The organism is Parabacteroides sp. CAG:2 (genome assembly GCF_000436315.1).
Classification (GTDB): domain Bacteria; phylum Bacteroidota; class Bacteroidia; order Bacteroidales; family Tannerellaceae; genus Parabacteroides; species Parabacteroides distasonis.
The window spans coordinates 1-22,194 of the sequence record NZ_FR885328.1 but is presented as its reverse complement, the minus strand read 5'-3'; the positions used below and the strand labels follow the sequence as shown (position 1 = coordinate 22,194).

Sequence of the window (22,194 nt, the reverse complement as noted above, 5' to 3'; positions counted from 1 at the left end):
TAATTGATCATACAAGCTTTTCTTGTTTGTCTTAAACCAGTAATTAAATAAGTTCTTCATAATCCGACTTTTGTAATTATCTTTCATTGTACGTTGTTAAAGAGCGTATTTTTACCTACCAGAATTGTAAGCGATGAAAACGAATAGCTAAAACGATCGTTTATATTAGCCAAAAAGTTTGTTTGATGAAGTATTGGTAAAAGATGAATCTCTTATTTTGTGAAAGTGCTGAATAACTTTTAGTTGAATCGCATTTTTGGTCTCAAAAGAATTTCATATATTTGCGGCATGAAAGGGTAAAAAAACGACTAGTTGAAACGATGGTTTAAGCTAGTCGTTTTAAAGAAGCACTTAGGAATGAAGATGTGCTTTTCCATCAGATTGATGAGCGTACATGATTTGGAACAGGAAATTTAATAGCAAACGAGAGCCCGTATCTAGCCGAGGGAGAAACGAAAACGATCTTGATTGATGCAGGATAAAGAAAAATGTAAACTTAATGTAAATAAAGTATTGGTTTCTGGGAGAAATGAAACAGAGGCGAGTCCATTATGTTTCTTTTAAATTCTTGAATATTTTCCATAGTAGAATCTTCTAGTAATATTAATATAACATTGTTTTCTATATTAATTTCAAAATTACTTGTTTTTAGATTTTCCTTTAATAAGTACTTATTGCGATTAAAGACTGTATTTAATTGGTTTAGTGTATCTCCGAGCATTTTTAGAGAATACGAACATTTCTTTATTTTGAAATCTTTATTACCTATTCTGTTTATAATATCACTTTTTGTATATATGTTGTCTAGTGAATCTACTATATTCACGAATAATAGGTTATTCTTATTTATATAGCTTCCTCCATAATATAGAGGAAAATCAAAATTTCCAGTTTTCCTGTAAAAACTATGATCAAGACGGATTTTCCTTTCTTCTAATATCTTGAATATAGAGTCTTTTCTGAATATAGAATCTTTTTCTATGAGAAATTGTAAGTTCTTATTTTCAATAGTTGTTTCTTTATTTGTGTCTATTATATATGCTAAATTCTTCTTGTCTTGATTATTTGTTTGTTGAATATCATTTTCTTGTTGTTGATGATTACCTGAACAACTTATCAATAGTAAAATGAATATTTCGAAATATATTTTCATATACAAAATTATATTACACAAAGGTATGTAATTAATGGCAATTATGTACCTTTGTGTAATTGAAAATAAGTTTAATACCTTGTTACGCCAAGTTTGCTATTGACTGTTGATGCAGGCCAATAGTAACCTATATATTTATAGGTAAAGGTGGAATAGCCCCCTCCTTCATGCATCCCCACTGTTTTATATGAGGTAGAATATACAACTCCACCACTGTCACCCTCTTGGCATTCATAATCAGTTTGTGTAAGCCCTTTATAGAGAGGAGTGTAAAGACCTGTTTCTTTATCCTTAAATGATACACTAACATTAGTCGCTTGTACTACTCCCCACGCTCTGCGATTTGTTGTTCTGCCATCCATCAAGACATCAGCACCGACACTTAAAGTCTGTATAGAAGTTGATAATTGGGCGCCAAATGCAGCTTGGTTGCTTAATGTGAATCCATTGTTTGTTACTTGGCAAAAAGCACCGTCTAGATCACCATTATTGATCAGTTTTACGCAGTTTCCAATTTGAATTTTTTCAGCTAAACCGTAATAAACCGGCGCTGTTTGTGTTTTCATCACGTGTGCACAAGTAACAAATCCTTGTGCACCTGTTGATCTTGACTTAACTCTATATCCAAAACTACCCCCTTTGTTATTGTTAACGGTGCTGGTTGTATATAAAGGTCCACCAGGATGTATATCTGATGCTAGATGTGTACTACATTCAAAATCAGTATTGCAAAAGATTATAGCAGGTGTATCCATAATCTTATTTTTAAATTGATTTATTTTATCAGAATTGAGATCTTTAATGTCAACAAATACTTGATTTTTATTATCTAATAGACCAAATGCACTTATTGATAACTCTTGTAGCATTTTTTTTCCTTCTATGGTGTCAAAAAAAATATTAAGGTTGTTGATCGTTGTTAATAGATAGTTATATGAATATAAGCATGGTTCTAATTCGAAATTATCACTAATTACCCTTGTTTTAATTCTGTTCCTGAATTCTATAGTATCTCCAACTGTTAAGACAACTAACCGTCCTTCTTCATTGATATAATTGCCTCCATAATAATTAGGATAAACTGTATTACTAGATTTCGTAATACTAGATTCGAATGAGCTGTTAAGATTATCAGCTAAGCTCATGGCTTCCATTTTTGATTTTTGTAAATCATAGACATTGTCTGCTTTATTTTTAGTATTGTTCTGTATGTCATTTAACATGTCATCAGATGAACAGCCTGTTACTAAAGCCATAACAAGTAGTGTGAAAATTAATCTCTTCATTTCCGTTTGATTTAATTTGTGAAATTTGTATTTGTTTTACCTACACAAAGGTATTACTTCGTTTATAATATGATGATGAATAAATTTTAATTAGTTTTGTTATTCTATGAATATATTATGATCTATAGTTAATAGAGGTAGACTTTCTGTTTATTGTAATTTTTGTGCTAATAACTTATGTGTTTCTTTAATGTTTTCAAGGATACTAAATGTCTTATCCAACTCCTCCTTTGTATGCATAGCTGTTAAGCTAAAGCGAAGACGGGATAATTTTTCCGGTACAGCTGGATAACTGATTGGGTTTACATATATTCCTTGCTCAAATAGTATGCGAGCTGCTTCTTTCACATTGTGTTCATTACGTACCATTACGGGGAATATAGCTGATTCGGTATTACCATAATCAAGACCTAGGGTTTCAAGTCCGGTTTTAAAATATTCGATATTTTCGGCTAATGTATTTCTCCATTGGGGTTCTTGGTCAATCAGTTGGATGGCTTTTATTGCGGATGCGGCGGTTTGAGGTGTAGCGGCGGCGGAAAATATATTTTGTCTTGAATAATATCTGAGTAAAGTTATGATCTCTTTTCTTGCTATGGCATAACCTCCCACGCATCCGAAAGCTTTACTGAATGTTCCGGTTATCATGTCTACTTTGTCGAGAAGACCATAATCTTCAATAATTCCTCGGCCTGTTTTGCCTAATACACCAATACCATGAGCGTCATCAACAATGAGAAATGCGTCATGCTCTTTACATACGGCATAAATTTGATCAAGAAAGGCGATATCCCCATCTTGGGAGTAAACGCCATCAATAATTACAAAGCGATTTTTGAAGTTCTTTGAGTTGTTTAAGACATGTACTAAAGAATCAATGTTGTTGTGAAGGAATCTCTTTGTATTGGTACATAAACAACCGTCAAATACACTCGCATGAGTAAACATATCCATGATTGCGATATCTTCTTTACCCATCATGGCCAGTAATGTGCTGCAATTTGCGGCGTATCCGGATGTATAGGTTATCGCATACTCATTTTTCAAGAAATGAGCGATCTCTTGTTCTAACTGCTCATGCAAGAAATTGTGTCCTCCGATCAAAGGACTGGCCCCAGCTCCAGCTCCATATTGTTCAAGTGCGTCAATACCTGCTTTTATTACTTCCGGGTGATGCGATAGACCTAGATAGTCATTAGATACGAAACTGATCATTTCTTTTTCTTTATTTGAATATGGATCGACCACTTTCATATGGGCACTAGAACCGGTCAAAGAGATGACACGATAAGGTAAGTGCTGGATTTTATGTCTATATGATATATAATCATCAACCTGTTTTGCTCTGGTTAATAAGTCTTGACCTCTATTTTCGAAGTCTTTTAATGTCATGTTGTCAAATTCGTTTTGCATATAAACCCCTCTCTTTTAATTTGACAAAATTATTGACAGTTATTATATTATGAAATGAAACTATTTTAATTATTTACTTAGGTTTCTTACTTTATAAAGAAGATTAAACATAACAGATTCTCCATTATCATTCTCTAACGCAAAAGTGGAACGAAAAATAAGTTGCCTTATTAATGAACTTTTCTCCTTATTTGACTTAATCTTTGGGGGGTGACTCCTATGTAAGATGCCAAATATTTTAATGGTATATTATTAATTAGTTCTTTTTCTTTGGTTATAAGATCCTCATAAATAGCTTCGGCGGAGGAACCAAGTAGCAAGGTCTCTCTTGTTATTTTCCGGCATAAAGCATCTTCGAGAACAATTCTTGCAATCTTATTTATGTTTAGGGAGGTTTGATATAAATCAGCTAAGTCTAGCTTCGATAATTTCCAGATTACACAGTCTGTCAATGCTTGTATATGTATGAGTGATGGCTGATTTTCTTTAAGGGAAAAGTACGAGTTGGCGAATTCGCCCGGGAAAGAAAACCAAAAGGTGATTTCTTTGTCCGGATCACCATATTCTTGTGCAGTCCAATAACGTAGGATACCACTTTCTATGAAATAAAGATATTTTTCGTAATCACCGATTCTTATGGTAAACTCGTTTTTCTTGATTTCTTCACGTTCGAAGTGTTCACAAAAAAATAGTTGTTCTTCGGGTGTTAATCGTAGTCCTTTATTTAAGGAGTCTATAACGTTAACGGATTGCTCTATTAATAATGCGATGTTGGTTTTCATGTATTTAGTATGTTTAGATAGTTATGTTAATGCGCTCTAAGAACAAAGATAATATTAAAAGTTGGATAATCAAGATTTATTCAAGGTAACTGTGCCAAAATACCTGTGAAATAGAGATTAGGAAGAAATACTGTTCAGATCTGATGATAAGGTAGGCTTATTGTATATTTCCATATACGCTCTTGTTTCCTGTCGTGTGATTCAGTAAAAACATGTACGTGTTTCCCGAAAAACATGTACGACTTTTTCCAAAAACACGTACGTGTTTCGCAGAAAGTATAATTGTCTTTTTAAGTTGTTTATGTTCAGTGATTTATATAAGAACATTATTTACGTGCTTATTGTCTAGGATTTACCTTGGGATACGTATGCTCTAAATAGACTCCGGATACTTAAAATCGGGTGAAAAAAGTAAACAGGGATCGTTGGCAAACTTACCAGCGATCCCACTAAATCCCTATTATAATTTCGCTTGATTCACTTGCGGCGTGCGGATACCCGGTTTCAATTCTCCGTTGATGATAGTTAACCGGCCATCTTGGATAACCGCTCCCGCTCCGGCACGGGCCAACTGCTCATATTCGCCCAGATCGCTCCATGCTTTCGTGGATAGGTCGTATTGAAGTAAGGTGGTATTGAATCGGTACCATTCTACCGGATGGTGCATATAGGCCTTGGCTTCCGCTTGCAGGCGGGTAATGGCCGCCGAATCTTGCGTCGCCTCCGCTTTCGCTAAATGGATCGGGCGGGCGATGGCGGCTAGGAAACAATCGTAGTTCACACCTCCCATAAATAAGATTTTATCCGTTTGGAAAGTCACGGCACAGCCTCCTGTTAGGGTACGGTTCGTTCCGTCCTTAAACGGGGGAAGAACGGTCTCTTGTTGCCAGGTAAAAGTTGCCGGGTCGAATACCAATACATCCGTCGGGACGATCGGTTCCTCTTCGTTTAGGATGGGCTGGAAGCCTCCGGCTAGATAGATACGTGTGCCGTTGGGACTTTCTCCGGCCGCTAATACCGGTTGTACACGGGCTGCTCCCGGGAAGTCCGGTAGTTGTTCCCATCCCTTTTCGATATTCGCGAGGTTGAGGCGTAAGAAGGTATGGCAGGGCTGTCCGTTCTCATTTCCCCCTGCTACGTAAATCTCCTGTCCGGTAAATGCGGCCGAGAGATTATCCATTGGAGATGGTAAGGAGGGTAAGGCGCAAACCGTTACCTCTCCTTTCGTGGGGTTATAGGAGATGCGGGAGACCTCTACCAAGGAAGAATCACTGTTGTTTCCTCCGATGCAAACGATACCTTCCGGGGTGGAAACCGTAGCGCCGTAGGCGACGGGACGAGGCAGTCGGTCGATCTCTTTCCAGCCTTCGGGAAGAAGGACGAATATCTCGCTATAATATCGCTTGGCTCCTCCCTCGGTGACGGGTTTGTCCGGAAAGTTGCAACCTCCGGCAACGATCAATACGCCGTTATGGATGCCGGCGAACGGGGCGGAAACGCCAAGGGAAGCCGTATCGGCTGCTCCCGGTAGATCCGGTAATTTTGTCCAGTTTATCATGGTGTTCTGTTTTTTAGATACAGGCTGGCCGCATCCCGCTACGCAGAGTAGCAGGAGGAACAACCAGCCGGTGATTTGTTGTTTATTATGCATAGCTTATTCTTTTATTGCCCGGAACGTAGAGGCCGGCATGCCCGCCTCGTTTACAAGATTCGCTCTCGTGAAGGGTTGCCAGCCGTAGCGTACCAGCTTCGGGTGAGTCACTTGATCGTTCCACACCTTTACTTTCCCGTTCTCTACCACGGCTTGCGCCGGATAGTAAAGTCCTTCCTGCTCGGCGATCTCGAATGTACGGATGGGGTCCCCATCGGAAGTTCTCAAGCCCTTTGCGTAATCGAAAGTGATATAGGCGGCGTTATCGGTAAACGTTGCGCTGCGGAACAAAGGGCCGGATGGGATTACGTTATGTCCGTAAGTCTTGTTCAAGGCCCAATGTGCCAGTCGTTCGCCAATCTCTTTTTTTCGGGTAGGGTGAACGTTTAAAGAATCCCCGCGATCGCTACTAACGGCCATACCCGTATTCGATACGGTTTGCGCCAGGCGGCGTTGGCTGTCCCTGAACCAAGTCCAACTCGGGCGGTCTATGCTGGATAGTTGGACATAGTAGAAAGGCAGGTCTGCGTTCCAATTCTGGCGCCAGCTGTTCACCAATAGCGGGAATAATCGTTCGTGTACTTCCATATTATGGGCGTTCGATTCTCCTTGGTACCAAATAATCCCTTTGATGGGATATCGATGAAGGGGTTGGATACCCGCCTCGAACAGATAACAAGGCTCATACGGATGGCGTTGGAGCGGGTTGGACGCTTGCTTGATGTTTAAGGCCGCCCGTTCACGTACCCAATCTTGGATAAAGTCGTTCTTCGTCCAATCCTGTAAGATATCCGGAAACTCGAATTCCAGTGTTTTCCGGTCGATCCATGCCTCCGTAGGCGAGCCGCCAACAGCGTTCAATATCAATCCTACGGGTACTTGTAAGCTATCGGCCAGCATACGCCCGAAGGCAAATCCTATGGCCGAGAAGCGTGCGGTATTCCGCGTGTCGCATACTTCCCATTGGGCGTCGTGGTAATATTGCAGGCGGTTCAATGAATCCAGTACGGAAGCGTCCCATTCCACGGCGTAGGTTTCCCAGCGGGGCTTTAGGTCGAATAAACGGATTTGCGAGTGTTGTTTCGCGTAATCCAATTGTTGCTGTTGTTCTTCCTTTACGCTCTCGTTTACCCGGAACGCCATGTTGGATTGTCCGGAGCATAGCCAGACTTCCCCGGCTACTACATCCCGATAGTTCAGCGTGCGGCTGGGGGTAGAAACCGTTAAGGTATAGGATTTCCCGCTTACCCGCAAGGGGTCGAGCGTGACAGTCCATTTCCCGTTCGTACCGGCTACGGTCTCCTTCCTTTGTCCGGCGAGGGTAACGGTTACTTTCTCCCCTTGGTTGGCGATGCCAGATATAGGAAGCGGTTGATCCCGTTGCAAGACCATCCGGTCCGAATAGATGTCAGGAAGCTGTAATCCTCCGTAATCTCCGGTTAGCGCCCCATAAACGGTGCGGGCCAAGATACCGGCACCTTCAGCGTTTGGATGCAATGCGTCGGGCAATAGATCCGGACGGTCATATAATCCTTCCTGCAAATCGACCAAGGTCGCGCCGGCTATCCGGGCGATTTCTTCGATAAGCGCTTGCTCCATCCAGTACCAGTCTCTTGTACCGGATTTAAAACGAGGATGGCGGTGAGATATCGGAGTCATACGGCAAACCCATACCTTGCATTTCGGATTGGCTTTCCGGAAAGATTCGATCAAGGAAAGATAATCCCGAACGAAATCGTCCCGGTAATTCGGCCATGCCCGAGGGTCCGTATCGTTCAATCCCAGATGGATGATCACGTAATCCCCGGCAAACCTCAGTGCCTTTTGATACGCCTCTTGTTGGGTATAAGGACGATATCCCTTGTTTAATAAAGTAGCCCCGCTATGCCCGAAGTTCTCCACTTCGTAGGCATCTCCAAGCATCTGTTGCAATTGGGCCGGGTAGCAGTTTGTTTCCCTGTTCTCGATTCCGTAGCCGTAGGTCACGCTATTACCTACGCAAGCCACCTTGATTCTTTGCGCTTGCCCCATGAGAGCGAAAGCGAGGAAGATGGATAAGATTCCTATTATTTTTCTCATTTCATTCAACCGAATTAGACGTTATTTAAGTTGTTTATCCGGAGAGTAAACCAGTCCTTCCACCGCTTTCTCTCCATCCGGGGTGACGCAAACGAACGTAAACATCCATTTCACCAGACGGACCTCGGGGGTATTGAACGTACCGACCGGAAGCTTCATGAACACCTTGTTCCAGCCTTTTTCCAGATGGACCGGGGTTGGTTTACGGCTTACGCAGTTCTCGTTCCCCAGTGGGATCTCATTGGACTTCTCCCGGTGGGTAGCGGTCCATACGGGGGGCGTTATCTCTTGATCATTTACCCAGATACGGCTCTCTTTATAATCCCATTTCCCTTGTGAGGGAGGAAGATCCATCTCCGAGCGCCCGTAATTCTGGAATTCGATCCACGCCCCTACGTCTTGCGTCTTGGGCGAATAGATCCAAGTCCATGCGTAAGCGGTATGATTCGGCTGCGGGTCCTTATAGACACCGGGAACCAGCGGTCCCCAGACATGGCGCAGGTAGATTCCGGCACCGATGGCGTCATGCGTGCCGTAGCTTTTCCCTTCATAGGTATATTGTGTCTGAAGCGCCTTTTCCGGAGGGAAAGAGCGGGTCAGTTCCCCATCATTCGGGAAAGCGTCGGTGATACGCCATCTCACGTTGGTTTGCTTGACGTAGGCGAACGGGTATCCTTGGAAATGATGTTCTTTATGCCATAACATCCGCCGCTCAAAATCGACAAATGCCTTATGCTCCTCGTTATCGGGATCGATAGGCAGCATCGTTCCGTTCTTATCGAAATATTGATAGCCGCCGCCCAACCAAGAACGTTCGGCGATCGCTAATAGATTCGGATACAAATTATTCTCCCGGATCAATTTGTCCTCCGGCTGTACGACCCGGTCGTGCCATACGGCAAGGATCGTACCCGCCAAATCATGGCTTCCTTGCGGTTCATTGTAAATACGGCTGGTGTACAAGGCGATTAAGTCGGCGAACGTATCAAAATGGTTGATATAATGGAAACGGGAGTCGATCGCGGGAATGCCCGGTTGCGCTTTTCCCCGGTAACTCCACATTTGCTCCATGTCGATCTCACCCGGCTTGTACTTCCATCCCGGGTTCCAAGAGATCACTTGTTTCCCTTTCGCACGGATATAAGCGACCATCTCGGGTACGAACTTTGGATTGGTAAACTTTACCTCGTCGGTCCCGATATGTAAGTAAGGAACCTCCTCGAATACCTCGCAAACCTCGTCCATCAATAGTTTTAAGATCGCCATACCCTCCTTGCTCTGCATATCATGACGGAACGCCCGGATGAAAGCGTCGCTATGCCCCGGCATATCGATCTCCGGGATCAATAGTACGTTATGCTCCTTGCAAAAGCGAACCAGCTCCTTTGCCTCCTCGATCGTGTAATATTTTCCGGGCATACGGCTCATATTGCAGCTGTCGTTCAGCATCGGAAAGATCTTGCTCTCCAGACGCCAAGCTTGGTTCTCCGTGAGATGCCAATGAAATACGTTCATCTTGTAGCGGGAAAGTACCTCGATCTCCCGTTTCAGTTCTTCCATGGAGATATAGCTCCGCCCCACGTCTTGCATGAATCCTCGTATGCGGAAAGCGGGCCAGTCGGTGATCTCGCAGCCTTGGATGGAATATCGCTTCCCTTGCCGCTCGGTCAGTTGGCGCAAGGTTTGTATCGCCCAATAAGCTCCTTGCTCGGATACCGCCCGGATGGTTATCCCCCGGGAAGAGACGCTTAGTTGATAAGCCTCCTCGGAGTTGAGGGGGATTCCGTCCAATTTGTCAACCAAGGAAACCTCTATCTTGTATCGGCTGTCCGGTTGGACGCTTACCGGCAGCTCCTCCAAGAATTCCATTAGGATGGAACGGAGTTTCCCTTCGGAAGAAACCGCGATTTCCTTCGGATGGAACGAAGCGTTTGTCCGGACGTATTTTTGGGGCAAGGGCAATAAAACAGGATTCCGGGCCTGTAAAGACCCGGAAATGCCTATATATACAATAAGAATAAGATTCAGTATTGATCTCATAGATTGTTTCTCTAAGGAATAAGATCTGTTAGCTTAATGGCTTGGAAGGTCATATGCGCCACGCTTGACTCGTAGAAGATTCCAACCGTTTCCTTATCGATCATGGAGAGACAGGAATATCCCCAGCCCTCGGCCTCGTCTAATAAGACTTGATGCTCCGTAGGCCAAGTAAGTCCGCCGTCCAGACTCGCCTTGATCGTGATATGATTACGCCCTTTTGTCGTATTCGGGTTGGAGAAGAGTAAAAGGTCTTTGCCGGTGATGTTGTCTTTGGCGTTTACCTTGATCAAGCTGGCCATACAAACGGGTTCCTGCAAGGCACTGCGGCTGGAAGGATGCTCTGTCCATGTCTTGCCTAAATCTTTTGTCGTGGCTACGGCACGGCTACCGCCCCGGTTATCGCGCATATTTAGCATCAATACGCCCGGCTCTACCTCGGCAACTTGTGCCTCCGTGGTATTCGTGCGGGCTAAGTTATGCAGGTGCCATGTTTTCCCGCGGTCTTTGCTATACATAATGCCGGCGTTGGGCACACGGGTAGCGTCGATAAACTGGATCGGGAAGACCAAGGTACCGTCTTGCATCGTGATGCCTCGTCCCGGGCCTTGCAATAGGAAATACCAAGACGGGTCTTTTACTTGAGACGTGATGTTGATCGGTTCGCTCCACGTCTTACCATCGTCCTCACTTTTCACGAGCATAAGTTGGGCGGTCTCGTCCGGTGTCATTCCCGGCATGGAGTTCCACCAAGCCCGTTCGTTACCCATACCATGCGTCCATGCGGCTACTACCCAGATCGTATTGGTCTTTTCGTCTACCAAGATCGATGGGTCTCCCACGCCGTTTTGTCCGTGGGGCAGGCCATCCGTTTGTTTGAAAGTCATGGCTACTCGCATCGGTTCCCAAGTTTGTCCCTTATCGGTACTGCGGCTTACTCCGATATCGATTTTCTCTTGCAGGTCCACGCTGCTATTATAGCGAATATCGTAGACTCCGAGTAATGTTCCGTTATTCGTCGTCACTAATCCCGGGATGCGGAAGGCCGCCGATCCGTCATCCCCGGCTTGGCGTACGCCGATACCTACATGGCGTTCGTCCACCTTTCCTTTCCAAGTGATGTCGATCGGTTTGTTGTTGATCTGGGCGTTAGGTATCGTAGTCGCTACTTTTGCCAATAAGGAAGTCTCTGGCTTCATCTGGATACTTACCCAGAAATAATTGATGCCTTTAAGCATCGGTTGTTTAGAGGTTAGTTTTACCGTGCGCGACAAGGGGGTGGTAACCTCATCTTGCCGTACGGAATAAGATTCAAGAGCCTTACGGGTATTTCCCGGTATATGGCTGGATATGTACGTAACGGGACTGAAATGTTCCCCTTTGCGGGAAGGAGCTTCCACTCCGCTATAAAATAGACGTATCGCTTGGATGTCCGACAGGTTGACATTGTCTCCGATCTGTATCGTGATCTCGTTTAATACATCCCCTTTTTGGGCCGGTATCCGCATCTCGTAAAGTACATTGTCGATCCGGTCTATCAAGATGGGGATTTGTTGCTCTCGCACATGAAGACTGTCTGCCGCAAAAGCCGTTTGTACGATGAAAAGAAGGCAGAAATACAGGAAAGTTTTTTTCATGATGTTTTTTGTTTGTAGGTTGAAATTAATAGATATGTGAATTCCAAAGGTAGCGATATTCATTCATATGAACAAAGCCCCTTTGGAATTCGTGCCAAAAACCTAATTATATCCAATCGCCTTAAACCTATGTACGATTAGTATCCGGGAGTCTGTTTCAATGCGGGATTGTTTGTCAATGCCCCTTCATTGATCGGCCATAATAAACGTGATTCTTGTGCTGTGGTATATTTTAATACATAATCCTTACCGAAGCGTCTCAAGTCGTACCAACGTTTACCCTCAAAGAAGAACTCGCGAAGTCTCTCTTTAAGGATAGCTTCCATCACATTCTCGTCGCCCGCCTCAAACGGGTTATCGTTATAGAAACTTCCTTTGTCATTCGGATAAGCCACCTCGTTCTTATGTGCGTTAAAATATTCGGAACCGTAAGCACGCTCGCGAACGGCGTTGATCTCTGTAGAAGGATCTTCTCCGAGCAAGGCCTTAGCCTCGGCTAATAATAGCAAGGCATCCGCATAGCGATAGATAGGATAATCATCGTACCAACTTCTTTCGTTGCTACCTTCCAAGGTGGTTCCTTGGAACTTGTATTGGATTGGTGCGATATATTCCAAGGTTCCGTCTTCGTGCTTTTTGTAAACCGCCTTCAAGGTACCTTTCAAGCGGGTATCACCTTCGCGGAATGATTTTAGGTAATGATCTTTCTTTACTTGGTAGCGCATTAAGCCTTGTAGGTTGTATCCCGGTATTTCAAGGAATGGAGTTCCTGTCTCGTCACAGTAGCCTGCCATGTACTCACGTTGAGGTACCATATTGTTACGCCAGTTATAGTCTCTCCACATCATGAAATCATCCTCCTTACCACTATGGAGTGCGAAGATCATCTCGCTGTTCTCCTTATTGTTGAAAGAGAAAACGTCCGTGAATTTCTCTTGCAGCTTTAAGTTGCCGTTTTGTTGAAGATCTTGCAAGGCTGTCTTGGCTACGGTATAATCGCCCGTGCCGCCACCCATCTGGCGTCCGCTCCATAGATAAACCTCACCTTTCAGCATCAAGGTAGCGGGTTTAGACCAATAACACTTTCCTTGTTTATAAGAATAATCTCCGCCAAAAGCTTTTTCCGAGGCATCGATATCCTTCTTGATCAGATCCATCACCTCACTCGCTGGAGAAGCGGCCTTATCAAGGTGAGAGATATCCAATTCGCTACCTAAGGTTGGCTCCGTAGTAATGATAACGTCTCCCCAAGAGCGTAACAAATGGAAATAGATATAGGCGCGTAAACCGTAAGCCTGCCCTAAGTAATAGTTCTTTTCGGCCTCGCCTAATAAATCGGTCTCGTTCGTTCTACGGATCATCAAGTTGATTTGGTTCAGTGTCGTATAAAAATTAGCGAAGTTGCTGATACCTGTAAACTCTGCGTTGATCGTGTTGTATGAGAAACGCTCTACGCCTTGGGTAGCCTCGCCTCCGAATGGCTGATCTCCGTAGATGTCCGAGCGAGGTTCGCCCAATACGAATATGTTATAACTGGATTGTGAACGGAGCAATCCGTGTAAACCTATGTTGAATGCCTTAAACTGGTCCGGGGATTTCCAATAGTTTGCGTCGGAAATACTACTTACGGGTTCCATGTCCAAGGAGTCGCATCCGCTGAAATTCAGTAATGAGACTGCTGCCATCATGGCTATAATTATCTTTTTCATAAATGTCTGTCTTTTTTAATGGGTTTGACTAAAATGTTACGGATAAACCAAGAAGAACCGTTTTAGGAGTTGGGTATCTACCGTTATCAAGACCTTGACCATAGGTAGTATCTACCGCCGGTTCCGGAGATACACCGGTATATCCTGTGATGTAGAACAAGTTTTGTCCGGTTACATAAACAGATGCATTGCTCATCAAGGCTTTGTTAATCCATTTCTTCGGTAGGTTCCAAGTCAATGTGATTTCACGTAAAGCTAGATAATCACCCTTTTCGTAGAAGCGGGAGCTGTTGTTGTCAACTGCTGTTAAACCATTGTTGGAGCGAGTAATATTCTTCTTACTCAACTGATCGGCATAGTAGAACTTAGGTATATCCGTATCCTGGTTTGTCTCCGACCAACTGTCTTTCACCATATCGATGATGTTAAACGAACCTTGATATTGTCCAAGTGAACGTGCGGCTAAGTCGTTATACAGCGTATGCCCTAACGCATAATCAAAACGAGCGTATAAAGAGAAATCCTTATAGCCTAATGTCGTGGAGAAACCACCGGTTACTGTCGGGAAAAGATTACCTACTTTCACGCGGTCTAGATTGTTGATTACGCCATCATTGTTCAAGTCGGCCCAACAAACGTCACCCGGCTCGATCGGTTGCTTACCTGCCTTATCCTTTAAAGCTTCCCATGCGGCGGGGCCATACAATTCTCCAATTGCGTCGTAGCGGTTATTGGCATTCGCTTTCACGTCATCCCAATCCTTGAAGATATGATCTTGCTTGAAGGCAAATAAATCACCCAGCTTACCTCCTTCTTGTTTTCCGCCAACCCATACGACTTCACCCTTTTGCGGGTCGTATACTTGGTAACCTCCTTGGCGGTTATTTTCGTTCCCATTGGCCGGAAGCTTGACAATCTTGTTCGCTACCGTAGATAAGTTTGCTGATACATCCCAACTGAATCCGTTTACGTTGTTTAGGATATTCGCTTTTACTTCCATCTCGAAACCTTGGTTACGTAAAGTTCCCAAGTTGGTTTTGATGCTGTTGAAACCAGTGTAATTGGGTAAATCCAAATCTGTCAATAAATCGGAAGTCGTACGATTATAATAGTCTAGGATAAAGCTCAAGCGATTGTTGAAGAATCCTATATCCAAACCTACTTCGAAAGATTTACTTTGCTCCCAACGTAATCCACCGTTTACCAATTTGTCATTATAGAAACCTACAGAGCCATCATAGTTTGTTATGATCGATCCGTTCGCGTCTTTCTGCCCATAGCTACCATATACATCGTAGTATCCTAATCCGTTTACGTTACCGTTCACACCGTAGCTGATACGAGGCTTCAGGTTAGAGATCACATCTACCAACTTCGATTCCTTAAAGAACTCCTCTTCCATGATATTCCAACCAGCGGAGATACCCGGGAAGAAGCCCCAACGGTTATCGCTCAACTTGGAGATTCCGTCATAACGAGCTACGACCGATAATAGGTATTTGTAATTGTAGTTATAGTTTACACGGGCAAAGCCAGAAAGGATACGATAGCCTTCCTTGTAGCTATAGGTATAGGTACGATTACTACCAGCGTTCAAAGTAGGGATGTCATCCGACGGAGAATTTTCGGTCCTTGCGTTCAGCGTATATTGATGCCAATTGAAATACTCGCCACCAAGCATTGCCTCCAGATTGTGTTTTTCTTTGAATGTGTCTGTGTACGTCAAAGTAACACTATGTTGCTGTTGGTTCTGCTTTATATATTTGGCCTCAGCCTTACGGGTAAGATTCGGGCTAGTGGCGTTTTGTTGTTGGTAAGATTTCTCGAACTTATCTGTTTGATCGTCTACGTGGTATAGGGCGCTATTCTCTTTCAAGATTAATTTCTTCGGGATGATCTCTAGATCAAAACCGATATTATAGGTAGAGCGGCGGGTTCCATTCGTATTCGTTAATTTATCTTTGTAGTAAAGAGGGTTTCCATCACCCGTGCCGAAGCCTGAAGCGGGAGATCCGTCTTCCATGTATGGGTTCCATGTAGGGCGTTGGCTCATTGTGCGATAGAAGAACTCATATGATCCGATCCAAAGACCCGGCTGGCGAGACCATGTATAAGTCGTTCCAGCGTTGACTGTCAAGATCGGAAATATCTTATAGGATCCATTGAATGTCCCGGAGAAACGCTCGTAGCTGGTTCCCTTAATGAGACCGTCTTCTTTGTAGTAACCTAAGCTGGCTGCGAATGTACCTTTGTCGTTACCTCCTGTGATATTGATATAATGATCTTGCGTGAAAGAAGGGTCTTGGAAGGCTGCGTCTTTCATTTGCCCTGAGTAATCCTTGAATAAGATTTGTTTATTCGGATCGGTTGGGTCTTGCATTTGTTGCCAACCTTCTGCCAAGAGGCCTTTGGTACTGTCATCCAAATAACGGATATCAAATAGGTCATTCCCGATACCGTATCCCATTTGGTTATCCATGCCTGAACGTCCAGTTCTTTGGTATCCTAAGCGATTGTAGTAAATATAATCGTGAGCGTTTAAGTAATCATAACCTGTGCGAGCAAAGTTGGCACCTCCCTTGAACTTGTAAGAGACGGAAGCGGATCCTTCTTTACCACGTTTCGTGGTAACCAAGATTACGCCACCATTGGCACGGGCACCGTAGATAGCGGTTGAGGCTGCGTCTTTCAATACTTGGATAGACTCGATGTCGGAGGGGTTGATGTCGGCCAATGAGTTGCGCACGATACCATCTACAACGACCAATGCGCCATTATCCTTACCTGTTATGGTAGCTCCGCCACGAAGTACGATATTTGGGTTTGCTCCCGGCTGACCGGTCGTGTTTACGACGCGCAAACCAGATACGGTTCCTTGCAAGGATTGTCCGGCGTTAGACATCGCTGCATTTTCCAGTACGGCGTTATCCAATTTAGAGATAGAGGTTGTCAAGGTCGCTCTCTTTTGTGAGCCACCGTAACCGGTTACCACTACTTCGTCTAGCTGTTCGGCGTTTTCTTGTAGGATCACGTCTACTTTGGCCTTTCCGGCTACTGGAACTTCTTGTGTCTTGTACCCAATGAAAGAAAATACTAATGTGGCGTTTTTGTTGGATACGGTGAGAGTGTAATTACCGTCGAAATCGGTAATCGTTCCATTTGTCGTGCCTTTTTCAACGATAGACGCACCGGGGACACCCATGTTATAGGTATCCAGCACTGTTCCGGAGACTGTCTGCTCTTGTCCGTACATAAATGCCGGAAGTAGGAGCGCGAGCATTAAGAGCAGTAGATTCTTCTTCATAATGAATTACTTTTTTGTTGTTTATTTAGTTTATTGGATGAGATTAATTAGCATTCGTCGGTCATATTAGCGACTTTCGGACGTAAGAAGATCACTTGGATTAAAAGTGCGATGAGTACCAATCCGGCTAGCATGGCGAAGTCATGGCCAAGGTTACCAGCATCGGTAGATTTTCCTAGTATATCCGTGATGGCGGCTCCGGCGAATACACCGGTCATATTCATAATTCCATAGGCTGTAGCCCGATAACGGGGGGAGATGAATTGGCAAAGGATAGGCATATTATTGGCGTCGAATATACCATAACCGATACCGAAGCAAAGACCACCGCCGATAATCATCGGGAAGTTGTGCCCAAATCCTAGTAATAGGAGAGAGGGTATCGTTAATGCCAAACCAATGGCGCCTGTGTATACACGTCCCCGGACATTCCGCTGGATCCATTTATCGGATAAAATACCTCCGGCGATTACCCCTATAAAGGAAGAGATAGCGATCGTGAATGTAGATAACGGACCGGCCTCAGACATATCCAACGAGAGATTTTCAGCGAATAGGGTAGGGAGCCAGTTCTTTGTCGCCCAACCCGGTAAGCTCGGCGTGGCGAAATAAAGAAGAATGATCCAAAAAGCGATGTTCGTGAATAACATCCCTAATCCTTTAAACGCACCGGAAATCGGATTCTCTTTCGGATAATTTTCCAGTTTTACGGCTTGTTCCACATGATCTTTCTTATCGTGTAAGAAGATGATCAAGACCACGCTATAAGCGATGCCGATGATACCAAACCAATGGAAAGTCGTTTCCCACGTATAAGCGCTGGCCACCGTAGCTCCGAATCCTCCCAAGGCTTGGCCTACGTATAGACCTGTCATATGGATACCTACGGCTAATGACCGTGTTTTCTCTTGGTGATAATCTGTGATAAGCGATAATCCGGCAGGAATATACAGGGCCTCACTGACCCCCATCAAGGCACGTAGGTAATAGATCTGATTGAAATCCGTGCAATACCCCATCATCAAAGTCACGAAGGACCAGACAAATAAGCTACCCACGATTAGCCACTTCCTGTTTACCCTGTCTGCCACCATACCGGCTACAGGGCTCATGAATCCGTAGATCCAGAGGAAGACCGCCATCAAACGTCCGAAGTTCGCCGCAGACTATGGTATTCAACTTCTATTACAAATTCTTACAATTAAGATAGCTCCTTATGAAAAAATTTTATTTTATTACGCTTAGTTTTTGAAAAAACTTATTGTACCTTTGCCCTAATCACTCAATAAAGGTATAACCATGACAACTAAGTTCTTGCTCTCGTCCGATGACAATACTCGCAGTGGCCTTCTGAAAAAGAAGATCATACATTATTATATGGCCAATGGAGACGCTACTATAGCGGAGGTATGTAAAGAAATGAATCTCAGTATCCCCACCGTCACTAAGCTAATTAGCGAATTACAAGAGGACGGTTATATACTCGACTTTGGAAAACAAGAGACTAGCGGAGGGCGTAAACCTAGTATTTACGGGCTCAATCCCGTATCCGGCTATTTTGTGGGCGTAGATATACTGAAAGATCAACTGAATCTAGCCATATTAGATTTTAAAGGAGATAAGATCCGCATTGAGCAGAATATCCCTTATACACTCGAAAACACACCAGCCGCTTTAGACCATCTTTGCGAATGCATCAATGAATTTATAAACTCGTTGCCGATCCCAAGGGAAAAGATATTAAGCATTGGCATTAATATATCCGGACGGGTAAATCCTTTCGCCGGATATAGCTATAGCATTTTTTACTTTGAGGAGAAGCCCTTGTCTCAAATCCTTGAGGAAAAACTACATATAAAGATCTATATAGAGAATGACACCCGTTCCATGGCTTACGGCGAATATCTTCAAGGAGTCGTAAAAGGAGAGAAAAATATCCTATTCATCAATATATCTTGGGGATTAGGTATCGGTATCATCATAGACGGCAAGGTTTATTTCGGGAAATCAGGTTTCTCCGGAGAATTTGGGCACTTCAGCTTCTTCGAGAATGAGATTCTTTGCCATTGCGGTAAAAAAGGATGCCTCGAGACTGGAGCTTCCGGTTCTGCCCTATACCGTACCCTCCTTGAGCGGTATAAAGAGGGTAGCAACACCATATTGGCCAGTAAAATCGATGCCGGGGAATACATCGGGCTCTCTGACTTGATCGACGCCATTCACAAAGAGGATATGCTATCCATTGAGATACTGGAGGAGATCGGTTTTAATCTAGGTAAAGGAATAGCCGGATTGATGAACATTTTCAATCCGGAACTGGTCGTACTGGGCGGCCCCTTGTCGCAGACGGGAGAATATTTAAGCCTACCTATTAAAAGTGCCGTCAGGAAGTACTCTTTGAACTTGGTAACCCGTGATACTCAGATCAAAGTATCCAAATTAGGTGAAAGAGCGGGTATATTAGGAGCCTGCCTGCTATCTCGATCTAAAATTCTAGGTATGATTTAATATGTATTTCAAAGGAATTAAATAAAAAATAAATAATTATTTCATTTTCTCGATAAAACACCACTATATTATTAAAATATTTTATTTATATTTGCAGCATAATTAAAATCAGAGGTTAAAACTCATAAAAATAACGCAGATATGGATAAAATTAAAGGATTGATCGATGCTCCCTTTACTCCGTTCTACGAGAACGGGGAAGTTAATTACGAGCCCATTGAAGATTATGCGAAACTTCTTGTGAAAAACGGGCTGAAAGGCGTATTCATCAATGGTTCTTCCGGAGAAGGTTATATGCTGACAGAGGAAGAACGCATGAAATTGGCCGAGAAATGGATGGAAGCAGCTCCGGAAGGCTTTAAGGTAATCGTGCACGTAGGTAGCACATGCGTTAAGTCTAGCCGTAATTTAGCGGAACATGCTCAAAAGATCGGCGCTTGGGGTATTGGCGCTATGGCTACCCCTTTCCCTCGTATCGGTCGAATTGAGGAATTGGTAAAGTACTGCGAGGAGATCGCTTGCGGCGCTCCTGCCTTACCGTTTTACTACTATCATATCCCTGCGTTTAACAACGCTTTCCTCCCTATGCTGGATTTCTTAAAAGCAGTAGACGGGCGTATCCCTAATTTCGCCGGTATCAAATATACATACGAGAGCTTATACGAATACAATCAATGTCGTTTATACAAGGATGGTAAATTCGACATGTTGCACGGACAGGATGAAACGATTCTTCCTTGCCTTGCGATGGGTGGAGCGCAAGGAGGTATCGGTGGTACCACAAACTATAACGGAAAAGAATTAACCGGTATCCTAGAGGCTTGGGCAGCCGGTGACTTAGAGACAGCTCGCGAGAGACAAAACTTCTCTCAGGAGGTTATTAACGTTATCTGCAATTACCGTGGTAATATCGTCGGAGGAAAACGCATCATGAAATTGATCGGATTAGATCTCGGCAAGAACCGTACCCCGTTCCGGAATATGACGGACGAAGAAGAGGCCGCAATGAAAGCGGAATTAGAGGCTATCAATTTCTTTGAAAGATGTAATAAATTCTAAGGTATGGCAGCGTTTGACAATTTATCTAATCCATCGGAATATCTAGCTTATTGGGGCAAGACCTATCGGAATGAGCTTCTTTCCAATATTCTTCCTTTTTGGATGAAATACGGACTGGACAAAGAGAACGGCGGTTACTTTACTTGCGTAGACCGGGATGGTACTCTGATGGACTCCACTAAATCCGTTTGGTTCCAAGGACGATTCGCCTTTATCTTGGCATATGCCTATAATCACATTGAGAAGAACGAAGAATGGCTGAGAGCCTGTAAAAACGGTATCGATTTCATCGAGAAACATTGTTTTGATACGGACGGACGTATGTTCTTCGAGGTGACAGCGACAGGCATCCCTGTACGTAAACGCCGTTACGTATTCTCCGAGACTTTCGCGGCGATCGCTATGGCTCACTATGCATTGGCATCAGGCGACAAAGGCTATGCTGAGAAGGCCGTGAACTTATTCAAGCAAGTATTACACTATAAGAATACCCCGGGATTATTGGAGCCTAAATTTCGTGAAGGTCTCGTGGCGAAAGGCCATTCTTTCTGCATGATACTGATCGATACGGCGGCACGCATCCGTGAGGCCATAAACGATCCCATACTTACACAACAAATCGATGATTCCATAGCCGAGCTACGCCGTGATTTCATGCATCCCGAATTCAAGGCTATCTTGGAGACAGTAGGACCCAACGGTGAGTTTATCGACTCTATCGCCGGGCGTACCATCAATCCCGGCCACTCCATCGAGACCGCATGGTTTATCTTAGAAGAGGCCAAATACCGAGGATGGGACCCTCAACTGAAAGAGATGGGCTTACAAATCCTCAACTGGTCTTGGGACTGGGGCTGGGATAAGACGTACGGCGGAATCAACTATTTCAAGGATTGCAAAAACTTCCCTCCCCAAGAGTATTGGCACGACATGAAGTTCTGGTGGCCACAATGCGAGGCGGTTATCGCTACGCTTTACGCCTACCAAGCGACTGGCGACGCCAAATATCTCGAAATGCACAAACTAATAAACGATTACACATTTAATCATCTCCCCGACAAAGAATATGGGGAATGGTATGGCTACCTACACTTCGATGGTAGTCTCTCTCAATCTGCCAAAGGCAATCTATTCAAAGGTCCGTTCCACATTCCTAGAATGCTTCTCAAATGTAGTTTACTCTGCGACGAAATTCTTTCTAAATAACTTTATCTAAAATACTGAAAATTGGTCAATTGACATCAGGGGTCACAACCGTGGCTCCTGATGTTTCTAAGGCTTTGTTTTCCTTTTTATTTTCCTCAATCAAATGAAAAATAAGAAATTATATCCTTGGATCGTAGTCGGTTTACTATGGGTTGTCGCCTTACTGAACTATATGGATCGCCAGATGCTATCAACCATGAAATCAGCTATGATGGTGGATATCGTGGAACTAGAGTCTGCGGCGGACTCTGTCACTCGTGACATCTGTGATAAACGCATAGGAAAGAAAGGATAATATTACACTAAAATCCTTCTTTCACGATCCGTTTGATCGGGAGGAAGAATCGTTCGATCAGGCGTAATTCTTCCG

General features: G+C 43.9%; 13 protein-coding genes and 2 pseudogenes. 4 read left to right on the top strand and 11 right to left on the bottom strand.

Translation table 11 applies throughout. From position 1 onward, the window contains the following. Window positions 1-496: 496 nt before the first annotated feature. The 11 genes and pseudogenes from QVP94_RS16220 to QVP94_RS16170 all read right to left on the bottom strand — a co-directional run. Window positions 497-1,153: a hypothetical protein gene (locus QVP94_RS16220; RefSeq protein ID WP_009016515.1), complete on the bottom strand. Its 657-nt coding sequence runs from the start codon at window positions 1,151-1,153 to the stop codon at window positions 497-499. A gap of 71 nt (window positions 1,154-1,224) precedes the next feature. Then, window positions 1,225-2,439, bottom strand: coding sequence for a chymotrypsin family serine protease (locus QVP94_RS16215; protein WP_022192994.1), 1,215 nt, complete (start codon window positions 2,437-2,439; stop codon window positions 1,225-1,227). 150 nt (window positions 2,440-2,589) lie between these two features. Further along, window positions 2,590-3,852 (bottom strand): aminotransferase class I/II-fold pyridoxal phosphate-dependent enzyme, encoded by a 1,263-nt coding sequence (locus QVP94_RS16210; RefSeq protein ID WP_009016513.1) that lies wholly within the window; start codon window positions 3,850-3,852, stop codon window positions 2,590-2,592. 170 nt (window positions 3,853-4,022) lie between these two features. Beyond that, on the bottom strand, window positions 4,023-4,634 hold the full coding sequence (locus QVP94_RS16205; protein WP_009016512.1) for a Crp/Fnr family transcriptional regulator: 612 nt from the start codon (window positions 4,632-4,634) through the stop codon (window positions 4,023-4,025). Window positions 4,635-5,094: 460 nt separating this feature from the next. Beyond that, window positions 5,095-6,285, bottom strand: coding sequence for a cyclically-permuted mutarotase family protein (locus tag QVP94_RS16200; protein WP_022192993.1), 1,191 nt, complete (start codon window positions 6,283-6,285; stop codon window positions 5,095-5,097). A gap of 3 nt (window positions 6,286-6,288) precedes the next feature. Next, window positions 6,289-8,364: a GDSL-type esterase/lipase family protein gene (locus tag QVP94_RS16195; RefSeq protein ID WP_022192992.1), complete on the bottom strand. Its 2,076-nt coding sequence runs from the start codon at window positions 8,362-8,364 to the stop codon at window positions 6,289-6,291. A 21-nt stretch (window positions 8,365-8,385) separates the two neighbouring features. Beyond that, window positions 8,386-10,404: a family 20 glycosylhydrolase gene (locus tag QVP94_RS16190; RefSeq protein WP_022192991.1), complete on the bottom strand. Its 2,019-nt coding sequence runs from the start codon at window positions 10,402-10,404 to the stop codon at window positions 8,386-8,388. A gap of 11 nt (window positions 10,405-10,415) precedes the next feature. Then, on the bottom strand, window positions 10,416-12,038 hold the full coding sequence (locus tag QVP94_RS16185; protein WP_022192990.1) for a sialidase family protein: 1,623 nt from the start codon (window positions 12,036-12,038) through the stop codon (window positions 10,416-10,418). A 137-nt stretch (window positions 12,039-12,175) separates the two neighbouring features. Further along, entirely contained in the window at window positions 12,176-13,747 is a 1,572-nt protein-coding gene (gene nanU, locus QVP94_RS16180; protein WP_005860490.1) for a SusD family outer membrane lipoprotein NanU, read from the bottom strand. A gap of 28 nt (window positions 13,748-13,775) precedes the next feature. Next, the gene (locus tag QVP94_RS16175) at window positions 13,776-17,051 is read right to left on the bottom strand and encodes a SusC/RagA family TonB-linked outer membrane protein (RefSeq protein WP_008773236.1); all 3,276 of its coding nucleotides are present in this window, start codon (window positions 17,049-17,051) and stop codon (window positions 13,776-13,778) included. 47 nt (window positions 17,052-17,098) lie between these two features. Beyond that, a pseudogene (locus tag QVP94_RS16170) lies at window positions 17,099-18,217 on the bottom strand (MFS transporter); the annotation flags it as partial. Between the two features lie 133 nt (window positions 18,218-18,350). Between QVP94_RS16170 and QVP94_RS16165 the strand changes: the two are divergent. The 4 genes and pseudogenes from QVP94_RS16165 to QVP94_RS16150 all read left to right on the top strand — a co-directional run. Then, window positions 18,351-19,559 carry an ROK family transcriptional regulator gene (locus tag QVP94_RS16165; RefSeq protein ID WP_005860500.1) on the top strand — a complete coding sequence of 403 codons (1,209 nt, stop codon included), beginning with the start codon at window positions 18,351-18,353 and terminating at the stop codon, window positions 19,557-19,559. Between the two features lie 141 nt (window positions 19,560-19,700). Next, window positions 19,701-20,618 carry a dihydrodipicolinate synthase family protein gene (locus QVP94_RS16160; protein ID WP_005860498.1) on the top strand — a complete coding sequence of 306 codons (918 nt, stop codon included), beginning with the start codon at window positions 19,701-19,703 and terminating at the stop codon, window positions 20,616-20,618. 3 nt (window positions 20,619-20,621) lie between these two features. Further along, window positions 20,622-21,824 (top strand): AGE family epimerase/isomerase, encoded by a 1,203-nt coding sequence (locus QVP94_RS16155; RefSeq protein ID WP_005860496.1) that lies wholly within the window; start codon window positions 20,622-20,624, stop codon window positions 21,822-21,824. 103 nt (window positions 21,825-21,927) lie between these two features. After that, window positions 21,928-22,071: pseudogene (locus tag QVP94_RS16150) on the top strand (MFS transporter); the annotation flags it as partial. Between the last annotated feature and the right edge of the window lie 123 nt (window positions 22,072-22,194).

What these genes read in the sequence shown, in the direction of transcription:
- QVP94_RS16220 (WP_009016515.1), bottom strand. Translation starts at nt 1,153, where the DNA reads ATGAAAATATATTTCGAAATATTCATTTTACTATTGATAAGTTGTTCA.
- QVP94_RS16215 (WP_022192994.1), bottom strand. Translation starts at nt 2,439, where the DNA reads ATGAAGAGATTAATTTTCACACTACTTGTTATGGCTTTAGTAACAGGC.
- QVP94_RS16210 (WP_009016513.1), bottom strand. Translation starts at nt 3,852, where the DNA reads ATGCAAAACGAATTTGACAACATGACATTAAAAGACTTCGAAAATAGA.
- QVP94_RS16205 (WP_009016512.1), bottom strand. Translation starts at nt 4,634, where the DNA reads ATGAAAACCAACATCGCATTATTAATAGAGCAATCCGTTAACGTTATA.
- QVP94_RS16200 (WP_022192993.1), bottom strand. Translation starts at nt 6,285, where the DNA reads ATGCATAATAAACAACAAATCACCGGCTGGTTGTTCCTCCTGCTACTC.
- QVP94_RS16195 (WP_022192992.1), bottom strand. Translation starts at nt 8,364, where the DNA reads ATGAGAAAAATAATAGGAATCTTATCCATCTTCCTCGCTTTCGCTCTC.
- QVP94_RS16190 (WP_022192991.1), bottom strand. Translation starts at nt 10,404, where the DNA reads ATGAGATCAATACTGAATCTTATTCTTATTGTATATATAGGCATTTCC.
- QVP94_RS16185 (WP_022192990.1), bottom strand. Translation starts at nt 12,038, where the DNA reads ATGAAAAAAACTTTCCTGTATTTCTGCCTTCTTTTCATCGTACAAACG.
- nanU (WP_005860490.1), bottom strand. Translation starts at nt 13,747, where the DNA reads ATGAAAAAGATAATTATAGCCATGATGGCAGCAGTCTCATTACTGAAT.
- QVP94_RS16175 (WP_008773236.1), bottom strand. Translation starts at nt 17,051, where the DNA reads ATGAAGAAGAATCTACTGCTCTTAATGCTCGCGCTCCTACTTCCGGCA.
- QVP94_RS16165 (WP_005860500.1), top strand. Translation starts at nt 18,351, where the DNA reads ATGACAACTAAGTTCTTGCTCTCGTCCGATGACAATACTCGCAGTGGC.
- QVP94_RS16160 (WP_005860498.1), top strand. Translation starts at nt 19,701, where the DNA reads ATGGATAAAATTAAAGGATTGATCGATGCTCCCTTTACTCCGTTCTAC.
- QVP94_RS16155 (WP_005860496.1), top strand. Translation starts at nt 20,622, where the DNA reads ATGGCAGCGTTTGACAATTTATCTAATCCATCGGAATATCTAGCTTAT.